Source organism: Methanobrevibacter sp., from assembly GCF_045114555.1.
Taxonomy (GTDB): domain Archaea; phylum Methanobacteriota; class Methanobacteria; order Methanobacteriales; family Methanobacteriaceae; genus Methanobrevibacter.
In genome coordinates this window covers 205,635-224,221 of the sequence record NZ_JBGUKT010000022.1, presented here as the reverse complement: position 1 = coordinate 224,221, position 18,587 = coordinate 205,635, and the positions used below count along the sequence as shown (strand labels likewise).

17 protein-coding genes are annotated in these 18,587 nt (G+C 30.9%); 15 read left to right on the top strand and 2 right to left on the bottom strand.

Going from position 1 to position 18,587, the window contains the following annotated elements:
• Positions 1 to 265: 265 nt before the first annotated feature.
• The 4 genes from galU to ACJMLB_RS06130 all read left to right on the top strand — a co-directional run bounded on the left by galU (position 266) and on the right by ACJMLB_RS06130 (position 3,557).
• A complete protein-coding gene (gene galU, locus ACJMLB_RS06145) occupies positions 266 to 1,111 on the top strand; it encodes a UTP--glucose-1-phosphate uridylyltransferase GalU (RefSeq protein ID WP_295606195.1) in 846 nt (281 codons plus the stop codon).
• Positions 1,112 to 1,226: 115 nt separating this feature from the next.
• Positions 1,227 to 1,772 (top strand): hypothetical protein, encoded by a 546-nt coding sequence (locus ACJMLB_RS06140; RefSeq protein WP_405324542.1) that lies wholly within the window; start codon positions 1,227 to 1,229, stop codon positions 1,770 to 1,772.
• A 55-nt stretch (positions 1,773 to 1,827) separates the two neighbouring features.
• Positions 1,828 to 2,799 (top strand): NAD(P)-dependent oxidoreductase, encoded by a 972-nt coding sequence (locus tag ACJMLB_RS06135; RefSeq protein ID WP_295606201.1) that lies wholly within the window; start codon positions 1,828 to 1,830, stop codon positions 2,797 to 2,799.
• 77 nt (positions 2,800 to 2,876) lie between these two features.
• Entirely contained in the window at positions 2,877 to 3,557 is a 681-nt protein-coding gene (locus tag ACJMLB_RS06130) for a glycosyltransferase family 2 protein (RefSeq protein ID WP_405324539.1), read from the top strand.
• Between the two features lie 204 nt (positions 3,558 to 3,761).
• Here ACJMLB_RS06130 and ACJMLB_RS06125 read toward each other — a convergent pair whose 3' ends face one another.
• Positions 3,762 to 4,658: an ABC transporter ATP-binding protein gene (locus ACJMLB_RS06125; protein ID WP_405324537.1), complete on the bottom strand. Its 897-nt coding sequence runs from the start codon at positions 4,656 to 4,658 to the stop codon at positions 3,762 to 3,764.
• Between the two features lie 39 nt (positions 4,659 to 4,697).
• Positions 4,698 to 5,477: an ABC transporter permease gene (locus ACJMLB_RS06120; protein ID WP_295606211.1), complete on the bottom strand. Its 780-nt coding sequence runs from the start codon at positions 5,475 to 5,477 to the stop codon at positions 4,698 to 4,700.
• A 346-nt stretch (positions 5,478 to 5,823) separates the two neighbouring features.
• On the opposite strand from ACJMLB_RS06120, the gene ACJMLB_RS06115 reads away from it, so the two are divergent.
• The 11 genes from ACJMLB_RS06115 to ACJMLB_RS06065 all read left to right on the top strand — a co-directional run bounded on the left by ACJMLB_RS06115 (position 5,824) and on the right by ACJMLB_RS06065 (position 18,540).
• Positions 5,824 to 6,042 carry a TIGR04165 family Cys-rich peptide gene (locus ACJMLB_RS06115; RefSeq protein ID WP_295606213.1) on the top strand — a complete coding sequence of 73 codons (219 nt, stop codon included), beginning with the start codon at positions 5,824 to 5,826 and terminating at the stop codon, positions 6,040 to 6,042.
• Between the two features lie 72 nt (positions 6,043 to 6,114).
• On the top strand, positions 6,115 to 7,254 hold the full coding sequence (locus ACJMLB_RS06110; protein ID WP_405324535.1) for a TIGR04083 family peptide-modifying radical SAM enzyme: 1,140 nt from the start codon (positions 6,115 to 6,117) through the stop codon (positions 7,252 to 7,254).
• Positions 7,255 to 7,558: 304 nt separating this feature from the next.
• A complete protein-coding gene (locus ACJMLB_RS06105; RefSeq protein ID WP_405324533.1) occupies positions 7,559 to 8,056 on the top strand; it encodes a hypothetical protein in 498 nt (165 codons plus the stop codon).
• Between the two features lie 59 nt (positions 8,057 to 8,115).
• Positions 8,116 to 9,342 (top strand): hypothetical protein, encoded by a 1,227-nt coding sequence (locus ACJMLB_RS06100; protein ID WP_296869265.1) that lies wholly within the window; start codon positions 8,116 to 8,118, stop codon positions 9,340 to 9,342.
• Between the two features lie 322 nt (positions 9,343 to 9,664).
• The gene (locus ACJMLB_RS06095) at positions 9,665 to 10,057 is read left to right on the top strand and encodes a DUF356 domain-containing protein (RefSeq protein WP_296856808.1); all 393 of its coding nucleotides are present in this window, start codon (positions 9,665 to 9,667) and stop codon (positions 10,055 to 10,057) included.
• A gap of 224 nt (positions 10,058 to 10,281) precedes the next feature.
• Complete coding sequence (locus tag ACJMLB_RS06090; protein ID WP_296856809.1) at positions 10,282 to 10,785, top strand: multiprotein bridging factor aMBF1; 504 nt, start codon at positions 10,282 to 10,284, stop codon at positions 10,783 to 10,785.
• 351 nt (positions 10,786 to 11,136) lie between these two features.
• Positions 11,137 to 12,411 (top strand): proteasome-activating nucleotidase, encoded by a 1,275-nt coding sequence (gene pan / locus ACJMLB_RS06085; protein ID WP_405324531.1) that lies wholly within the window; start codon positions 11,137 to 11,139, stop codon positions 12,409 to 12,411.
• Between the two features lie 357 nt (positions 12,412 to 12,768).
• Positions 12,769 to 14,502: a PH domain-containing protein gene (locus ACJMLB_RS06080; protein ID WP_405324529.1), complete on the top strand. Its 1,734-nt coding sequence runs from the start codon at positions 12,769 to 12,771 to the stop codon at positions 14,500 to 14,502.
• A 94-nt stretch (positions 14,503 to 14,596) separates the two neighbouring features.
• Positions 14,597 to 15,832 carry a geranylgeranyl reductase family protein gene (locus ACJMLB_RS06075; protein ID WP_405324527.1) on the top strand — a complete coding sequence of 412 codons (1,236 nt, stop codon included), beginning with the start codon at positions 14,597 to 14,599 and terminating at the stop codon, positions 15,830 to 15,832.
• Between the two features lie 92 nt (positions 15,833 to 15,924).
• Positions 15,925 to 16,959: a TIGR01177 family methyltransferase gene (locus tag ACJMLB_RS06070; RefSeq protein ID WP_405324525.1), complete on the top strand. Its 1,035-nt coding sequence runs from the start codon at positions 15,925 to 15,927 to the stop codon at positions 16,957 to 16,959.
• Between the two features lie 207 nt (positions 16,960 to 17,166).
• On the top strand, positions 17,167 to 18,540 hold the full coding sequence (locus tag ACJMLB_RS06065) for an MATE family efflux transporter (protein WP_405324523.1): 1,374 nt from the start codon (positions 17,167 to 17,169) through the stop codon (positions 18,538 to 18,540).
• Positions 18,541 to 18,587 lie beyond the last annotated feature (47 nt).

The window sequence follows — 18,587 nt, the reverse complement described above, 5'->3', positions numbered from 1 at the left end:
GGTGGTCGAGCGGTCAAAGGCGCTAGGTTGAGGGCCTAGTGGGTTAGTCCCTTCGCGGGTTCGATTCCCGTCCCCTGCACCATTTTTATAAATTATTTTTTGACTTATTTTAATTTTTATCATTTATTTTTGCATTTATAGGATTTCTTATTTTTTAAAGGCTATTTTTTCATCATATTTATATATTTTTATTAATAAAATTAATAATATATAAATTCTTTAATATTTAAGAATTTTATAATTCTAATTTATTTGAGGTGTAATGATGAAGGCGGTAATTCCAGCAGCAGGTTTAGGAACAAGATTTTTGCCTGCTACAAAAGCTCAACCAAAAGAAATGTTGCCTGTTTATGATAAACCAACCATTCAATATGTAATAGAGGAATCCGTAAACTCTGGTGTAGATGATATATTAATTGTTACAGGTAAAGGTAAAAGGTCAATTGAAGACCATTTTGACAGGTCCTTTGAATTGGAGCATCATTTGAAAACAAAAGGCAAAGAAGACTTTTTAAAGGAAATTGAGTATATCTCTGAATTGGCAGATATTCATTTCATAAGGCAAAAAAAGCAAAAAGGTCTTGGAGATGCTATTTATTGTGCAAAAAAACATATTGGAAATGATCCTTTTGTAGTTATGTTAGGGGATACAATCACTAAAGATGCAGTCCCATGTACAAAGCAATTAATTGATATCTATGAAAAATATGGCAAATCAGTTATTGCATTAGAAGAGGTTCCGGATGAAAAGGTAGAAAGATATGGTATTATTGGTGGTGAAGAGATTGAACCTAATATCTATAAAATCGATAAATTAGTTGAAAAGCCACCTTTAAGAGTTGCACCAAGTAATTTGGCAATTATGGGAAGATATGTTCTCACTCCTGATATTTTTGATTGCATTGAGAATGTAGAGCCAGGTTATGGTGGAGAAATTCAATTGACTGATGCATTGTCTAAATTAGATGAAATCTATGGTCAAGTATTTAAAGGCCAATCCTATGATATTGGTAATCGTATTGATTGGTTAAAAACTTCTTTAAAATTTGCTTTAGAAGATGAAAAAGCTAAAGAAGATATTTTAAATTTCATAAAAAATGAAATTATGTAATTGTTTATTGAATGAATTTTAGTAATATTGGATAATTTTTATTTCAATATTTTTTTTAATATTGGATAAATTTTTTAATTAATTTATTTAAGATATCCTTAATTAAAGTGATTCAATGATTAATGAAAAAAGTCCTCAGGAAGAGATTGAAGAATTAAAGATACAACTTTCCAATTATCGCAAGGAAAACCGTATTCTTAAGGAAAGGTGTGAATCTTATGAAGATAGGATAGAGCATTTTGCCATTGAAAGGGAAAATCTTTCAAGGGATATAATGCGTTTTGAATCATTGGAATTGGAAGTAAGGCAATATGATATTGAAGAGTTGGCTCTGGAAACTAAAAAATTGAATCATAGAGTGGATGTACTTAGAAGATATCTTAAGTCTGAAAGGGAGGATAATGAAAAATTAAATGAATTGATTAATAAATTAACAAAGCAGTTGAATGACGCCAATTATGAAATTGCTAATCTGGAAAGAGACTTGAGGAAATCACGGATTCGTCAGAATCAAAGGACATTCTTTTTGGAAAACCGTTTGGACATAGCGTATACAAAATTGGCTGAGATGAAATACACTTTAAATGAATTTGATGAATTAGGATTTTTTGAAAGGGTAAGAGGTAAAAAACCTAAAAGCTTAGAGAAAAATGACATTTAGTTTTTTGTTTATTTGAATTGGAATTTTATAATATTTATTGTTAAAGGTGTTTTTTATGGAAACTCAAAGAATTATGGTTACTGGTGGAAGCGGATTTATAGGAACTAATCTTGTAAATGAACTTAGAAATAGAGGACATGAAGTTTTATCTGTTGATTTATTGCATCATGAGGATGAGGCTGATTTATACTCTGATTCTTATTCTGACTATGTAAGAGGAGATATTCGTAACTATCGTCAAATGGAAAGAATCTTTGATGATAACGAAAAATTTGATTATGTTTACAACTTAGCTGCAGAATATGGAAGATGGAATGGTGAAGGATATTATGAAAACCTTTGGGAAACCAATGTAATAGGTTTAAAGAACATGATCCGTCTTCAAGAGAAATTAGGATTTAGAATGATTTCATTTTCATCTGCAGAAGTTTATGGTGATTATGAAGGAATCATGACTGAAGATGTTATGGAAAACAGGCCGATTAAGGATACCTATCAAATGAATGATTATGCTATTTCAAAATGGGCTGGAGAATTGATGTGCATGAACTCTGCAACCATGTTTGGAACTGAAACTGTAAGAGTTCGTCCTGTAAATTGTTACGGTCCTCATGAAGCTTATTCTCCTTACAAAGGCTTCATTCCTATTTTCATTTATAAAGCACTTCATGGATTACCTTATTCTGTTCATAAAGGTCATAAAAGAATTATTGATTATGTTGAAGATACTGCAAATACCTTTGCAAATATAGTTGATAATTTCATTCCAGGGGAAGTCTACAATGTTGGAAGCAAACAGGAATGGGAAATGACTATTGAAGAGTATTCTGACTTAGTTTTAGAAGCTGTAGGAATTGATGATTCATTAGTGACTTACACTCCTGCTGAAGCTTTCACCACTAAAGTCAAAACTATTGACTTTTCTAAAGCTATCCGTGACTTAAAACATGATCCTAAAGTTGATCCTAAAGAAGGAATCAGAAGAACTGTTGAATGGATGAAATGGTATTATAGGATTGAAGATTAATTCTTAATCTCAATTTTATAATCAAATTTTTTTACTATTTTTTTAATTTTTTAATTAATACATTTTTAAGTGATAAAATGGAAAGGATAGTGGCTATCATACCGGCTTACAATGAGGAAGATGCTTTACCTGATGTCATAGGTGGAACTTTAAGGCATGTAGATGAGGTTATTGTTGTTAATGATGGAAGCAGTGATAAGACTGCTGAAGTAGCTATTGGAGCAGGGGCTCGTGTGATTAGCCATAGCATTAATTTAGGCAAGGGTGAAGCATTGAAATCAGGTTTTAAAGCTGTGGATGATGATTCTATCATTGTTACAATTGATGGTGACGGTCAGCATAATCCTGATGAGATTCCTGATTTGATAATGCCAATTATTGAAGATGGTGCGGATTTGGTTAATGGTAGCCGGTATATGAATGGCCCTGAGGAAAACACTCCTGCATATAGGAGAGTTGGACAAAAGGTTTTGGATATTGCAACCAACATCTCTGCAGGAATTAAGATCACAGATTCTCAAAGTGGTTTCAGAGCATTTTCTTCAAGCGCTAAAGATTGTTTCAGATTTAAAGATACTGGTTTTGGAATTGAAAGTGAAATGCTTGTTGATGCTGCAGAAGCCGGTTTAAAAATAGTTGAAGTTCCTATTACAGTTCGTTATGATGTTGATGGATCAACTAAAGACCCTATAACTCATGGAGTAGGTGTTTTATTCAATATAACTAAAGATAAAGTTCTCAGAACATTTAAAAGATAGTTGATTCATTCTTTTTTTTAAATAATTTATTATTTTGAAAGAAAAAATAGATTCCCAAAAAAATTTAAGATAATTAATTTTTTCGAATAATAAAAAATAGGGGTGTTATAATAAATTTAAAATTAATTAATTTTTTGATAATAAAAAAAGATTTAGCTTAAAAAATAAGCTAAATGAAATCTTTTTATGAATAAACTAAAAAAATTAGAAACGTTTAGGTTTCAGTTTTTTGGTTTTTTCTTTGCTTGCATTTTTAGCGGCTTCTTCATATTTGTCACAAACAGAATTTACTTCGCCAATATCCACTACTTTTCCTTTATCAATCCAAATAGCCTTATCACATATATTTCTAATCTCTTTAATTGAATGTGAAACAAGTAAAACTGTTGTATTTGATTCCATCAATGATTTAATTTTTTCTTTACTTTTCTTTTTAAAGTTAATGTCTCCAACACCAAGAACTTCATCAAGAATTAGAATATCCGGATCAACGATTGTTGCTATTGAAAATCCAAGTTTTGATAACATTCCAGAAGAATAATTTTTTACAGGAAGATTGATAAATTCTCCAAGTTCTGAAAATTCAAGTATTTCATCATATTTTGATTTTAAGAATTCTTCATCATATCCAAGAATTGCACCATTTAAGAATATATTCTCTCTTCCAGAATAGTTTTTATCAAAACCTGCCCCTAATGATAAAAGAGGGGCTATGTTTCCATGAATTATTACTTCTCCTTCATCAGGGGTGTATACTCCAGAAATAATTTTAAGCAATGTACTTTTTCCAGCACCATTAAAACCTATAATTCCGATTTTTTCACCTTTATAGATTTTAAATGACACGTCATCAGTAGCTTTAAAAATAGTTTTTTTCTCTTTAGTCCTATTTAATGTCCTAATGACATATTCCTTTAGGTTATCAATCTTATCATTGCCTATTTTAAAACTTAAGGATACATGTCTTAATTCAATTGAGACATTATCCTCAGCACTGCTTTCTAAAAGTTTTTCTTCTTTTTTAGGTGAGATAATATTCTTAAAAAAATTGATAATTCTTTTTAATGCATTATCTTTTTCTTTTTCTTTTTCTTTGTTCATATTATCTCTCCATGATTATAATTATTAAAATTTCAATGTTTAGAGTTCTAGAGTAAGCTTATCTTGATACTTTCTGAATAAGATGATTCCTATAATGAATATTACTATAGAGAAAACAAAAGTAGTAATCATTATTTTTTGTGAAGGGAATCTTCCAAACATTATAAATTCTCTAAATTGTGCAATAATACCATAAATAGGGTTAAGTTCCATATATCCTCTAACTGGTTGTGGGACGATGCTCATTGGGTAAAATATTGCACAGGCATAAGTAAGTAAACTTGTAAAAATCTTGTATAAGTATTCCATATCAGTAAATTTGGTACATACAATTGCTAAAATTAACCCTACCCCTGTAATTAATATAAATAAAGTTGCAATAGGGATTATTGCAAATAGGGACATAAAATAAAAAGGGGATTTTGTAGCGATCATAATTGCTATCATTACTATCAATGACATTAGGAAATTAAGAAATTCAGAGCAAATGTTACCTAAAGCAAATATGTATCTAGGAACATAAATTTTTTGTAAAATGCTTCTATTCCTTTTTATTGAAGTCATTGCGGATTTTGTACCTGCATTGAAAAAGTCAAGAGTACATCTTCCTGCCATAAAGTAAACTGGGAAATTTTCAATACTTTTAGCAAATATTGTAGAAAATATTGCTGTTAAAATAGCCATTTGTATTAAAGGATTTAGAAAACTCCAAAGAATTCCCAGTACTGAATCTTTATATTTGGAAGTAAAATTCTTTTTAATTAATTGTCTTAATAAAAAATTTTCGCTTGTTCCTTTTTTCAAAAGTTCTAATGTCATAATGTTTACCTTATTAAGTAGAATAATAATATATTAAATATATCTTTTATAAGTATATAAAATTATTTATAATCTTTTATAATATTTATTTAGTAAAAGATTATATAATCTTTTGGATTTAAGTTATGATTAAATTTTACAAATCTTGGTATGTTTTTTTAGGGAAAACCTATATGAAAAATAAATAATTGAATATCTAAATTAATTAATTATTTAAAATCATTAAATTATTTAAATTAATTGAATTATCTAAATTATTTAAATTAATTAAATTATATTAATAATGACAAACAATATTATAATAATAAAATATAATTTTATTTTTAAAAATTAAGGAGAGATAAAAATGAAATTTGAAGATTTAATTGCAAAATGTCCTAAATGCGGTTCTACTGATAAGACTGCTCACAGGAGATTCATTGATAATCATCATGCACATGCTGAATTAAAGGAATTTAAATGTGACAATTGCGGATATGTTTTTGAAACTGGTAATGATGTGGAAAAATCAGAAGAGGAAACAATTAAAAAAGACCTCATAGGTGAATTAAATAAAAAATTGTAATATTTCTTTAAAGGATAAAAGCAAGTGCTTTCATTTGCTATATCTTTTTAAATTTATTTTTTGAGGGATTAAATGACTTTTCATGTAATGATCATACCAACTTTAGGATGCCCATCTAACTGTGCCTATTGTTGGGGTTCTGAAGAAAATGCAGAATTAATGGATATTGATGTTATAAATCAAATTGTCAAATGGCTAGCTAATTTCAGGGATGAACCTGTACATTTTACTTTCCATGGTGGAGAGCCATTGCTTGCAGGTTATGAATTCTATGAAAAGGCACTTCCATTGCTTAATGATGCAACCACTCATGAAACTGAAGGTTTTTCCCTACAAAGTAATTTATGGCTTTTAGATGAAGATATGGCTAAATTATTCTCAAAATATAATATAGCTATCAGTACAAGTATTGATGGTCCTAAAGAGATTAATGATTATCAAAGAGGTGAAGGATACTTTGATAAAACTATGAAATCAGTTAAATTAGCTATTGATAATGGCATACAAATCAACTTTGTTTGCACTTTCACTTCATATTCCAAGGATTTCTCCGATGAGATTTATGATTTCTTTAAGCAAAATGGATTGAACTTAAAAATTCATGCTGCTTTGCCGTCCTTGCGTGGGGATAATGCAGATCCATGGGCACTTCCTCAAGAGGAACATGGAAAACTGTTAATCGATTGGTTAGATAAGTACTTGTACGACTTGGATAAGTTTGTTATAATGGACTTGGATCATATTGCAAAAAGCAGTCTTAGAAGAGTGGGAACTTTATGTACTTTTAATGATTGTATGGGTACTACTCTTGCTGTAGGTCATGACGGTTCAATTTACCCTTGCTATCGTTTTGTTGGAATGGATGAATACGTAATGGGAAATGTATACGATGAGCCTTCCATGGAAGACTTGGAGAAATCTGAGGCATGGGAAAAACTAATGGAATTCAAGAATTTTGTTGATGAGGACTGTGCAGATTGCAAGTTCATTAAATTCTGCAGAGGAGGATGCCCATATAATGGAATAGTGGCAACCCAATCTCCAAGAACTGTAGATCCACAATGTGAAGCTTATAAGATGATTTTTGGTGAAGTTTCTAAAAAAGCTAATGAAGACTTTAAGAAACATGCTATGGCCGCATTTGGTGGAGCTCCAAGAGTTAGAAAAGAAGGAGACCCATTTTCAATCATGGATTTAATGACTAAAATGTAATTTCTAATTACTTTTTCTATTTTTTTATTATTTTCATTTTCTTTATTTTATTTTCTATTTTCTTTTCTTATATTAACTTATTTTAACTCTTTCTATAATTGTACAAACTCTTTTTATAGATAACTATTAATAATATGTAAATTAAATAAATATTTATATTATACTTTATTTACGATTCTATTGAATTGTAGAGTTAATATAATCTTAATTATTTATAGATTTATTTAAAAAGATTTATTTAAAAGCTTTTTAAAATTTATTTAAAAATTTTTTAAATAATAATTTATATTTATAGAGGCATGTTATGTTTTTTAAAATTAGGAGAGATACTTTAATAATTCTATTATTAGCTTTTATCTTAATTGTTTGTGGTAGATTGATTATCTATGTAGCATATGCATCCTCTGCTGAAGTCGCTGAAGGTGTACCTATTGCAGGTATTATCGTTAAAGGAAATGATATAGTTCCTATTGACAGTATTCGTTATAATGTTCAGAACTCTGGTTTAAGAGAAGGCAGTTATATTGATGGAGATATCCTTAAGACATCCATACGGGAGCTGCCCGTGACTGAGGCCGAGGCAAATGCGGAGAAATTTGTTCGAAGATCAACAATTCCAGGTACAAAAATCGCCCCTATTGCTGGTGCGGATGTTAGTGTAAATAGAGACACTGGTATTGTTACAGTTACTGTTATTGAAGATTTCTCAACCATTAATATTACAGGTAATAAGACTACAGCTGCTGATAGTTCAAATCTAGAAAAATCAACAAGTGTTTATAATTATAGTATTGCTGGATAGGAGGTTAAAATTTGAGTAAAAAGTCTTATAAAATCATAGGTTTAATATTTTTAGTTTTAATGCTCTTTTCAGTAATGGCTGCTGCTTCAGCTACTTGTAATGTAATTGTTATTACTGATCCAACCGGTGAAGACCCAAATGGTGCTGCTGCAGGAAGTATGTCCTTTGCAAACAACATGTTCCAATCTTCATTCATCATGTCAAAGAATGATGGATATGCTATGCTTTCCGGGGGGGAAGGTAACGGTACAGAAAGGAACTATGCGATTATTGATGCACTTGGAGCTATGCAACATGGTTCCAGCCCAGCAGCGGCTGCTGCTTTAGCAAGCGGTTTTGATGGTATTCGTCTTGTTATTGGTGGACCTTCAATGGGTGCAGCTATTGGTGGGGACTATAATGCATATCTTGTAGTGGTGGATAATGATGGAACAGTCAGAATCACCCACCATGAAGGTGGTGTAGTGCAATTGCCACAAGGCTCTAAAGGAGCTATTATTCACTTAAGGAACAGTCAAGGTAACCCTAAGATGGGTACTGCAGACCGTGTACGTAGAGAAACTGCAGTAAACATCGGAAAAATGATTAGGGATGGATATCCTGCTACCTATATCGTTGGAAAAGCTATGGAAGAAGTAGCTAGAGATTCTGGTGAGAAATATGGTGGAGGTGCAGTTAACCTTGTATCATTAATCAGTACTGGAGACATGTTCGTACCTAAAGAAGTTAACACCACAGGTTATCCTATGGATGAAAATTACTCTAAAGTATGTCTTGACTGTGGTTGGGCTACTGGATACCCTGATGCGGAAAACTATAATGTCTGTCCAATCTGTAATCATGAACTGGAAGTACGTTCTGCTACAGATGTTTTGATTAATGAGATTACAATATCCAAGGATTCTGTTTCTGTTTCAGTTTACGGAAGTGAAAAAGCCGGTCTGGCGGATATTACCCGGGAGGTAGTAAAAGCATCAGTTAAGAAGTATGGTTATAATGCATCGACTATAGCGGGTTCAATTAATAAGGGTATCAATAATGGTCTTATCGTTGGTGTAGATTATGTTGAGCCTAGCGATTTAAACGTTAAACCTGATGTCCGTGCTGTAGGTGTATATTATAATCCATTGCCTAATGGTAGAACTTCTCCTGCATGGAATTTGCCTATCAATTCCATAGTGCTTACTATTTTAGGTTCTATTCAAACAGCAATCGGGTTTGTTTTAATAGTCTTAGTTGTATTTAGAACAAGATTATTGAAATCATTCAGAGACCGTGTTTCATAAATTGGTTTTTAATCAATTTTTATTTTTTTATTTTTTTAACTTTTCATTTTTCTTCATAACAATTATTTTTTAAATTTTTTGTTCATTAATTATACTGTTTTTTATCTATTTTTCTATTTATTTAATTATAATTATTTATTATTCAATTTTTTTAAATCTTTATTTGTTTTTATTCAATATTTTAAGTCTTATTGTTTATTTTTTAATTTAATAAGTTTTTAATAGTAATATATTTAAATAAAAAAATATAAATTAATATATAGATTTTTAAATAATGTAAATCATTTATTTTATTTTTTTATTATATGATTATAGGGATAATATGGCTTTGGTATTAATTAGAGGAGAAAACAATTCAAAAATTCTTAATGCAATTGCAGATGTTGAAAGACATGCGAATTTAAATTTAACTACAAAACCTAAAAAGATTGATGCAAAATATGCAGATAAAATTGTTGAAAACATTTTAAAGGCTCCATTAAGAACCAAATCAAAAGTTGCTACTGCATTTCGAATAAAGGAAGACACTGCAACTGCAATTGTTCAAATCAAAAAGATCCATCCCCCTGCTCATATTGTTGTAATCAGCAATGATTATGAAGATTATAAAGATTTAAATAGATCATTAAATGATGCAAAAGTATTCAGAGGATATTACTCTGGCAAAAAGCAATCAACCCAAATGAAGGATTATAAAGCTAATAAGAGTGAATAAATTAGTATAATCCCTTTACTTTTTTTAATTTTTCTACTTTTTATGGCTATTTCTATTTTAATATTCTCTACTATTTTATGGCTATTTCTATTTTAATTTATTTTCTAATCCCAATTTCAATGTCTATTTTTCACTTATCTTATCTAGTTTTCAGTTAACTTGGTAAATGCCTTATTAGAATTATTTAAAAAGTATTATATAATTCAAAAATCATATATTTAAACATGAATTGTGAAATATGTGGTAAACCTATAGAAGGCAGACCTATAAGAACAAAAATAGATGGTTCAGTTTTAGAAGTTTGCAAGGAATGTTCTAAATTTGGTAGAGTACAAAAGGACACTCCTCTTGAGAGGAAATTTGTTTCTAGAAACAAAAAGGGAAATCCTCAAAGACCTCAAGCAAACAAACAGAATGTTCAAAGAAGACGCAGAGAAGAACCTATGGATGAATTGGTTGAAGATTATAATGTATTAATCAGAAAGGCTAGAGAATCTAAAGGTTGGACTAGAGAAGAATTAGGCGCTAAGATGTATGAAAAGGTTTCAGTAATTAACAGGATTGAATCTGGCAAGATGGAACCTGACATTAAATTAGCTAAAAAGTTCGAAAAGACTTTGGGCATCACTATAATTGAAAAATATGATGAAATGGATTTGGAATCATTTAAAAGTTCTGCATCAGGTCCAAATACATTAGGAAGTATTGTAAAGATCAAAAGGAAATAATCCTTTCACAATGTATTTTACAATATTTTCAATTTCATTTTTTCATGATTATTGTTCTATTTTTTTACTATTGATTCGATAATTTTTCATGAAATTATTTTTCGAAATTATTTTTCTTACTAAAATTAAGAAAAACTTTATATATTACTATGTATAAATTATTTTATAATCTACGAATATTTAGATTTTAATAGAATTATAATATATAACAATTATTATAATCCTAAATCTATCTTAAAATGTAAAATTGTTGTAAAATTAATTTAGAATATCTTAGAGTATTCTAAAACAAATTTAAAAATTAATTGAAAATTATATTGATAATTCATAATCTTAAAGGAGGAGTATAATATGGAAGATTCTCCAAATGAAGTTCAAAATATCGCTAGTCCCACTAAAATAGATGAAGTGGATGAGCCAAAAACCGTTGAAGAACTTCAAAAAGAACTAGACTTGCTAAAGGCAGAAAATACAAAAACCAAACGTAATCTCATGTGGAAGGTTAGAAAGCTTGAAAAAGACAAGATTCTAACTGAAAATGAGAAAATACGTTTAGAAAGAGAGTTAAAATCATTAAGAGGTGAAGTTGAAAGATTCAGATCACCTCCACTTATATTGGCTACCATTACTGAAGTCATTGATGATTCAAGATTGACTGTAAAAAGCAGTACTGGACCAAGTTTCCTCATTAACTATTCAAAGTTCTTGGATGAAAAGTTATTGAAACCAGGTTCAAGAGTAGCTTTAAATCAACAAACATTTGGGGTTGTTGAAGTATTGCCTTCTGAAAAGGATGCAAATGTTTCCGGTATGGAAATTGACACCAAGCCTGATGTAACCTATGATGTGATTGGTGGTTTGGATGATCAAATCATTGAAGTTAAGGAAACAGTGGAATTACCTTTAAAACATCCTGAATTGTTTGAAAAGGTAGGTATTGACCCACCTAAAGGTATTCTATTGTATGGTCCTCCAGGAACTGGTAAGACCTTGCTTGCTAAGGCAGTGGCTAACGAAACAAATGCAACATTCATTAAGGTTGTTGCTTCTGAATTCGTAAAGAAATATATTGGTGAAGGAGCAAGAATGGTTAGAGAAGTGTTTGAGCTTGCTAAGGAAAAGGCACCAAGTATCATCTTCATTGACGAGCTTGATGCAGTGGCTGCACAAAGACTTAAAAGTTCCACCAGTGGAGATAGAGAAGTTCAAAGAACTCTCATGCAATTGCTTGCAGAATTGGATGGATTTGAATCCCGTGGAGATATCGGTATCATTGGTGCTACCAACAGGCCTGATATCTTAGATCCAGCATTGCTCAGACCTGGAAGATTCGATAGATTCATTGAAGTTCCAGCTCCAAATGAAGAAGGAAGACTTGAGATTCTCAAGATTCACACCAAGAGAATGAACTTGGCTTCCGATATTGATCTCAATGATATTGTAACTCTTACAGAAGGATTCGCTGGTGCAGACTTAAAAGCTATCTGTACAGAAGCAGGTATGTTTGCTATCCGTGAAGAAAGAGACCATATCATTATGGCAGACTTTGAGGATGCTATTAACAAGATTTTAGGTAAAAATAAGGAAGGCCAATTAGATGACAATGGCGGAGTAATGTTCGGATAATTTCGAACTTACTTTTCATTTTTTTAATTTTTTTATTTATTTTAATTCTATTTTTTATATTTTCATACTCATTAAATGGCCTGTGATGAACCCTATGAGCTCTGATACGTGATGAATGATGGGCGATCTGAGGCCATTTTATTCTTATTTTTTTTAAATTATTTTTATTTCTTTTTTTAATTCTTCTTTTTTTATTTTTTTATATTTTTATTCTTCTTTTTTTATTTTTTATTATTATTCTTTTAATTTATTTCACTTTTTTTAAGTTTATCTAACTTATTTTCTCTTGATTTATTCAATTTTAACCTATTCTTTTACATAAACTATATTTAAAATAAAAATTATAAATATAAACTAATGTTTGGTAAAGATAAAAAAGAAGAATTTCATGAAAAAATATTATATGAGGCACAACCTAATATTTTTGTCTATTCAAAAGGAATTTTAATATCAATGTTTGTTCTCGGATTTTTATTTTTCTTGTATTCTGCTGGTATTCAATATATTGGGAACATGAATGTCTATTTGATTGAATCAACCAAAGTTCCAATGACACGTTATTTTGCAATAGCTGTGTTTATCTTAATAATGATTGTATTGCTATACATCATATTAAAGCTTTTAATCTGGACTTCAATCAAGTATACAATCACTGAAAGCAGAGTGATTGTTGAGAAGGGCATACTATTGCAAAAGAAAAACTACATGCCTTTTAACACTATTCAAGATGTTAGCCGTTCCCAAAGTCTTTTAGGAAAAATATTTTCAGTAGGCACTATAACATTATACAGTGCTTATGATGGAAAGGATTTGGAATTGAAGGATGTTTCCAGCCCTAAAAAGATTGAAGATATCATATTTGAGAATATAAGGGGAACCCATTTAAGATCTCGCAATTTTTATGATGATGATTTTAATTCCAATTTCAATCCAATAAGGCCAAATCAGGAACCTGGCCATTATAGGCGTATGGAGGATTTGGATGATTTGGAATTGGTCGATGCGAAAGAGCGTAAAAGACAACTTAGAGAAATAAGACGCCAAGCTAAACAATCCAGAAACAATCCAAATTACAATTCCAATTATAATGCTCCATATGGCTCCAATGATCCTTATTATGATGATTATAACAGTTATAATGATTATGGCGGTTATGATTATGATGATTATTCAAGAGATAGGAACTATAGGGAAAGCAGAGCTCCTAGAGATAATTACAATAATCAATATGATTCCAGAAGGAGACCTGATTCACATCATCATCAGTATTCCGGAGCTATTAAAGACTCTTATTCAAGAAATCCTGATAAATACTTTGCAAACAATTATGAGGAATTCCATCAAAACAATCTAGATGCTCAAAGAGATTATGATGATTACATCCAAGGCAGAAATCAGTATGCAGAGGATTATAACGAAGAGCCTCAAAAGGTAGAAAAGAAATCCAAAGGCCTTTCAAGATTCAATCCATTTTCAAGCAATAAGGATGAAGATATTTATGAAGATATCTCTGATGCTGAGTTTGATACCACTATAAATCAAGCCATGCATGATATGGGGGATAACCTTAAATTCCAACCATCAAATGATAATCGCTTTAGAGATGATTATAATCATGGATCTAGAGGGCATGATAGAGTTTATGATAGAAATTATGATGGCTATGATGACAGATACTATGATGACTACTCTGATAGGCGTACTAATTCCCATAGATATCAGGATTCAAGACCTTTAAGGGACAATTATAGTAATCCTAACCATTATGATAATCGTCATGAAAGCTATAATCAAAGGGATTATAGGCAAAATGACAATTATAGGAAATCTAATTCAAGAAATCAGTATGGCTCCAATTCCAATCATTATGATGCAAATCATACAAGAGCATACTCTGGTGATGGTGAGATAGATTATAAGTATATGAGTCCTAGAGAATCCAGAAAAAGATCTGGACGCAATTCAAGTTCTCACTATGATGATCATAATCATTATAGGGAGGAATCTAATGCAGAATTGTCTGGAAAGGATAATAAAAACAAAACTTCAGATGATCTCTTTGAAAAGCATTCCAGAAAATTCAGGAGATAATTCTTATTGTTTTTATTAATTTCAATTCTTTTTTAATTTTTATTTTTTAATTTTAAAATTCTGAAGCTCTTTTATTTCAATATGTGGGTTAACTATGAGTTTTGATTATGATGTCACTATCATTGGAGCAGGTCCTATTGGTTCTACCTTAGCTTATGAATTGGCTAAAGAGGATATCAATGTCTGTTTGATAGATAAGAAGAAAGTAATAGGATTGCCATTGCAATGTGCAGGCATAATCAATAAAAGGGTTTTGGATGTCAATCAGTTTCCAGATGAATTGATATTGAATAAGGCTAAAGGAGCTGTTTTACATAGTAAAAATCATAGCTTAACAGTTTCTAAAGAGGAAGACCAAGCCATAATAATCGATAGGGTTGCATTGGATCAATTCATTTACAACAGAGCTATTGAAAATGGCGTCGATTCATATCTCTCTTCAAAAGTTCTAGCTATTGATGATGTGGAAGGGAAAGTCTCATTTAAAAATGAATCAGCTGAAAAAAGCATCAAATCCAAGATTATTGTAGGTGCAGATGGACCTCTTTCAATTGTTTCCTCTGCATTTGGAAATGATTTCGATTATTATTGTGCAAGCCAATATTTAGTTAAAATTGAAGAAGACAACAATCAGATGTCCTTTGTAGACTTATATGCATATGGAGATTTATTCCCAGGATTCATATGGCAAATTCCAGTAAGTAAAAATATATTTAGAATAGGATTGTTTTCAAATTATGATTATAAAAGACAAAATGAAATCTTAAATGATTTCCTAATGAATGAATTCCAATATGAAAATTATGAAATAATTGAAAAGTATAAGGGCAAGATTCCCATTTACAATAAGGAAAATAAATTGTTTAAAAACAGGGCTTTGATTATTGGAGATGCTGCTTCACAGGTTAAGCCAACTACTGGAGGAGGTCTTTTAATAGGTTTTGAAGCAGTGGGAATGGCTAAAAAGGCAATTGTAAATGCTTTAAATTCAGAAGATTTCAATTCATTAAACCTTGAAAAGGAGACTCATGATGACAAGGAGATATTACAGAATTGTCTCAAATCTTATCAAGATGATTTTGAAGAAAGATTCATAAAGGAATTTTCCTATCAGTTTAAGGTTCAAAAAACATTATGCACATTGTCAGATGATGATTTGGACTATTTCTTTGAAGAACTCAAGGAAAAGGAAGCCGATAAATTGATATCTGAATATGGTGATATGGATAATCAATCAATACTTGTTAAGGAATTCTTGAAAAGAGGTTTGGTTCTTACATTATTGCCCGCTATTCATAAAAGGGAATTGGCTAAAATTTGGTTATTATGATATTATAAATGCTTTAATGCTTATTATTTAATTTAAAAATTAATGTTATGCTTATTAAAATACTTTATTGATTTAAAAATTGGAGATAAAAAATGGATTTATTGTTAATCTTATCACAGGAACATGACAAACTACCATTGGCTGAACTTAGAGCAGTTTTGGAAATTGAGGAAATAGAGACAGAAATGGAGATAGTTTGTCCAGGATTGGTTATTTTAAGAAATCTTGATGACGATGTTTTTGATGATTACTACAGAATCTTTGTAAAAAGGTTAGGTTACACTCATGAGGTTCATCAATTGATAGATGAATGTGATTATGAAGACTTGGACAGTGCTGTCAAAGCTATTGACTGGTCAGAATACGTTGATGAGAACTTTGCAGTTAGAGTGAAAAGATTCAACACTGAAATAGATACAGTAGCTACTGAAAGAAGAGTAGGCCATTTGATCTTAACAAGCACCGAAAACATTTCAGTTAACTTATCCGATCCAAAATCATTCATTAGAGTCGTAGCACATCATAGCCATGTCTATTTGTGTTTCGGTAAGTATCAGCTCAATAAGAAGTATTTTGAAGAGATGAAACCTCATAAGAGACCATTCTTCCACCCTGGGTGCATGAGTCCTAAACTTGCTAGATGCATGGCTAATTTGGCTAGAGTCAAGGAAGGTGACACTGTGCTTGATCCTTTCTGCGGTACTGGAGGAATCCTTATTGAAGCCGGTCTTATTGGATGTAAGGTAATAGGTTGTGACATTGATTGGAAAATGAAAAAAGGAACTGCAACTAATTTGGAATATGCCGGAATCACAGACTATAAGACTCATGTTGTTGATGTCCGTGAACTTGAAATGTATGAAGAGGTTGATGCAGTTGTTACAGACCCGCCTTATGGAATTTCCACAACCACTTGCGGTGAAGGAACTTCTGGAATATTCAGTGAATTCCTGCAGTCAATTGAACACAGTATGAAGGAAGATGCACTTTTAGTCATGGCTAGTCCACATACATTGGATATCGATTCACTGCTCAATGATGTAGGGTTCGAATTATTGGAAAGGTATGAGATTAAAATGCATAGGAGTTTAACTCGTATCATTTCTGTGATAGCTAAAATTCATTAAATTGAATCATTTTATTTTTTTAATTAATAATTAGTTTACTATGTAGATTACATAGTAAACATTTTTAAATTTATCCTATTTTTCTTATTTTTCAAAATTTTCATTTATTTTCTCTTATTTTTCTAAATTCATCTTTCCATTTTCACATCTACTTATCCTATTTACCTATTTTTAATTTTTTATACTATAAAAACACAATATATTCTTATGGAAATCAATAAGAATATTGAGTCAATAATCGGAGACCCGAAAAAAGCAATAAACAGATTGGCTTATCCCACAATATTGTCCATGCTATTGATGTATGCCAATAACCTAATTGACAGCATGTGGGTAAGTGGACTTGGCTCTGGACCACTTGCAGCTTTAGGATTCATGTCTCCATTGTACTTGGTTATTATTGGTTTTGGTGTAGGAATTGGTGCAGGTGCCAATTCTTTGATTTCACGATTGATTGGTGCCAAACAATACGAGGAATCCAACAATGCAGCTATTCACAGTATTGTGCTTGCATCAATTGTATCCATTCTTATTTTATTAATTGGTGTTTTCTTTTTAAGGGATTTGCTAATTCTCTTCGGAGCCAGTGAAGTAATTGATCTTGCAATGGATTATGGGATGATTATCTTTTTAACCAGTTATATTATACTCTTTCCTGCAGTTGTTTCAAGTCTTTTTAGAGCAGAAGGGGATATTAGTAGAGCTGCAGTGCCTTTGGTTGTCAATGCAATTTTGAATATTATCATGGACCCTATCTTCATTTATTATTTTAATTGGGGCATTAAGGGAGCAGCTATTGCAACCGTATTGTCCACACTTGCAAACTTGCTTATGATGCTTTACTGGTATCTAATCAAAAGGGACACTTTCATAAAATTAAGCTTAAGATATTACCACAGAAAAATGGAAATATATAAGGAAATCCTTTTGGTAAGCTTGCCTGCAAGCTGTGAAGAGGTTATTTATTCAATTGTAGCCATTTGCTTCAATTACTTGATTTTCATAACTGCCGGCACAATGGAAGTGGCTATCTTTACGGTTGTATGGAGATTTGTTTCAATTGGATTCTTACCATGCATAGCTATTGGAGTTGCTACAATTACCGTTTCAGGAATTGCATATGGGGCCAGAAATTATGAAAACTTCAAGACAACAATCAATTATTCAACTTTCATAAGTTTTCTCATAACCTTGATAATTTGCGCTATATTCTTTGTCTTTGCATATCCGATTTCAGAGGGATTCAATTTCATAAACGGAAATCCTCAAATGATTTCAAGAACTGCAGAGGTCCTTAGGATAATGGTTTTCTATAATCTTTTTATACCATTTGGAGCAACTGCAGCATATGTTTATCAAGGTGTAGGTTCTGGATTCAAGTCATTGGCATTGACAATTTTAAGAGAATTGATTTTAAGCGTTTTCTTTGCTTATATCTTTGCGATTCCACTTAAAATGGGAATATTTGGAGTTTATTTAGGTGCAATAATCGGTATGATCTTAGGTTCTTTCATTGGATTTGTATGCATAAAACTCTATGAGAGAAGCTTTAAAAAAGAGTGTGAAAAAACAGTTGTATAAAAATAGAAAATTTATTTAAAAAAAGTAAAAAAAGTAAAAGTTGGTAA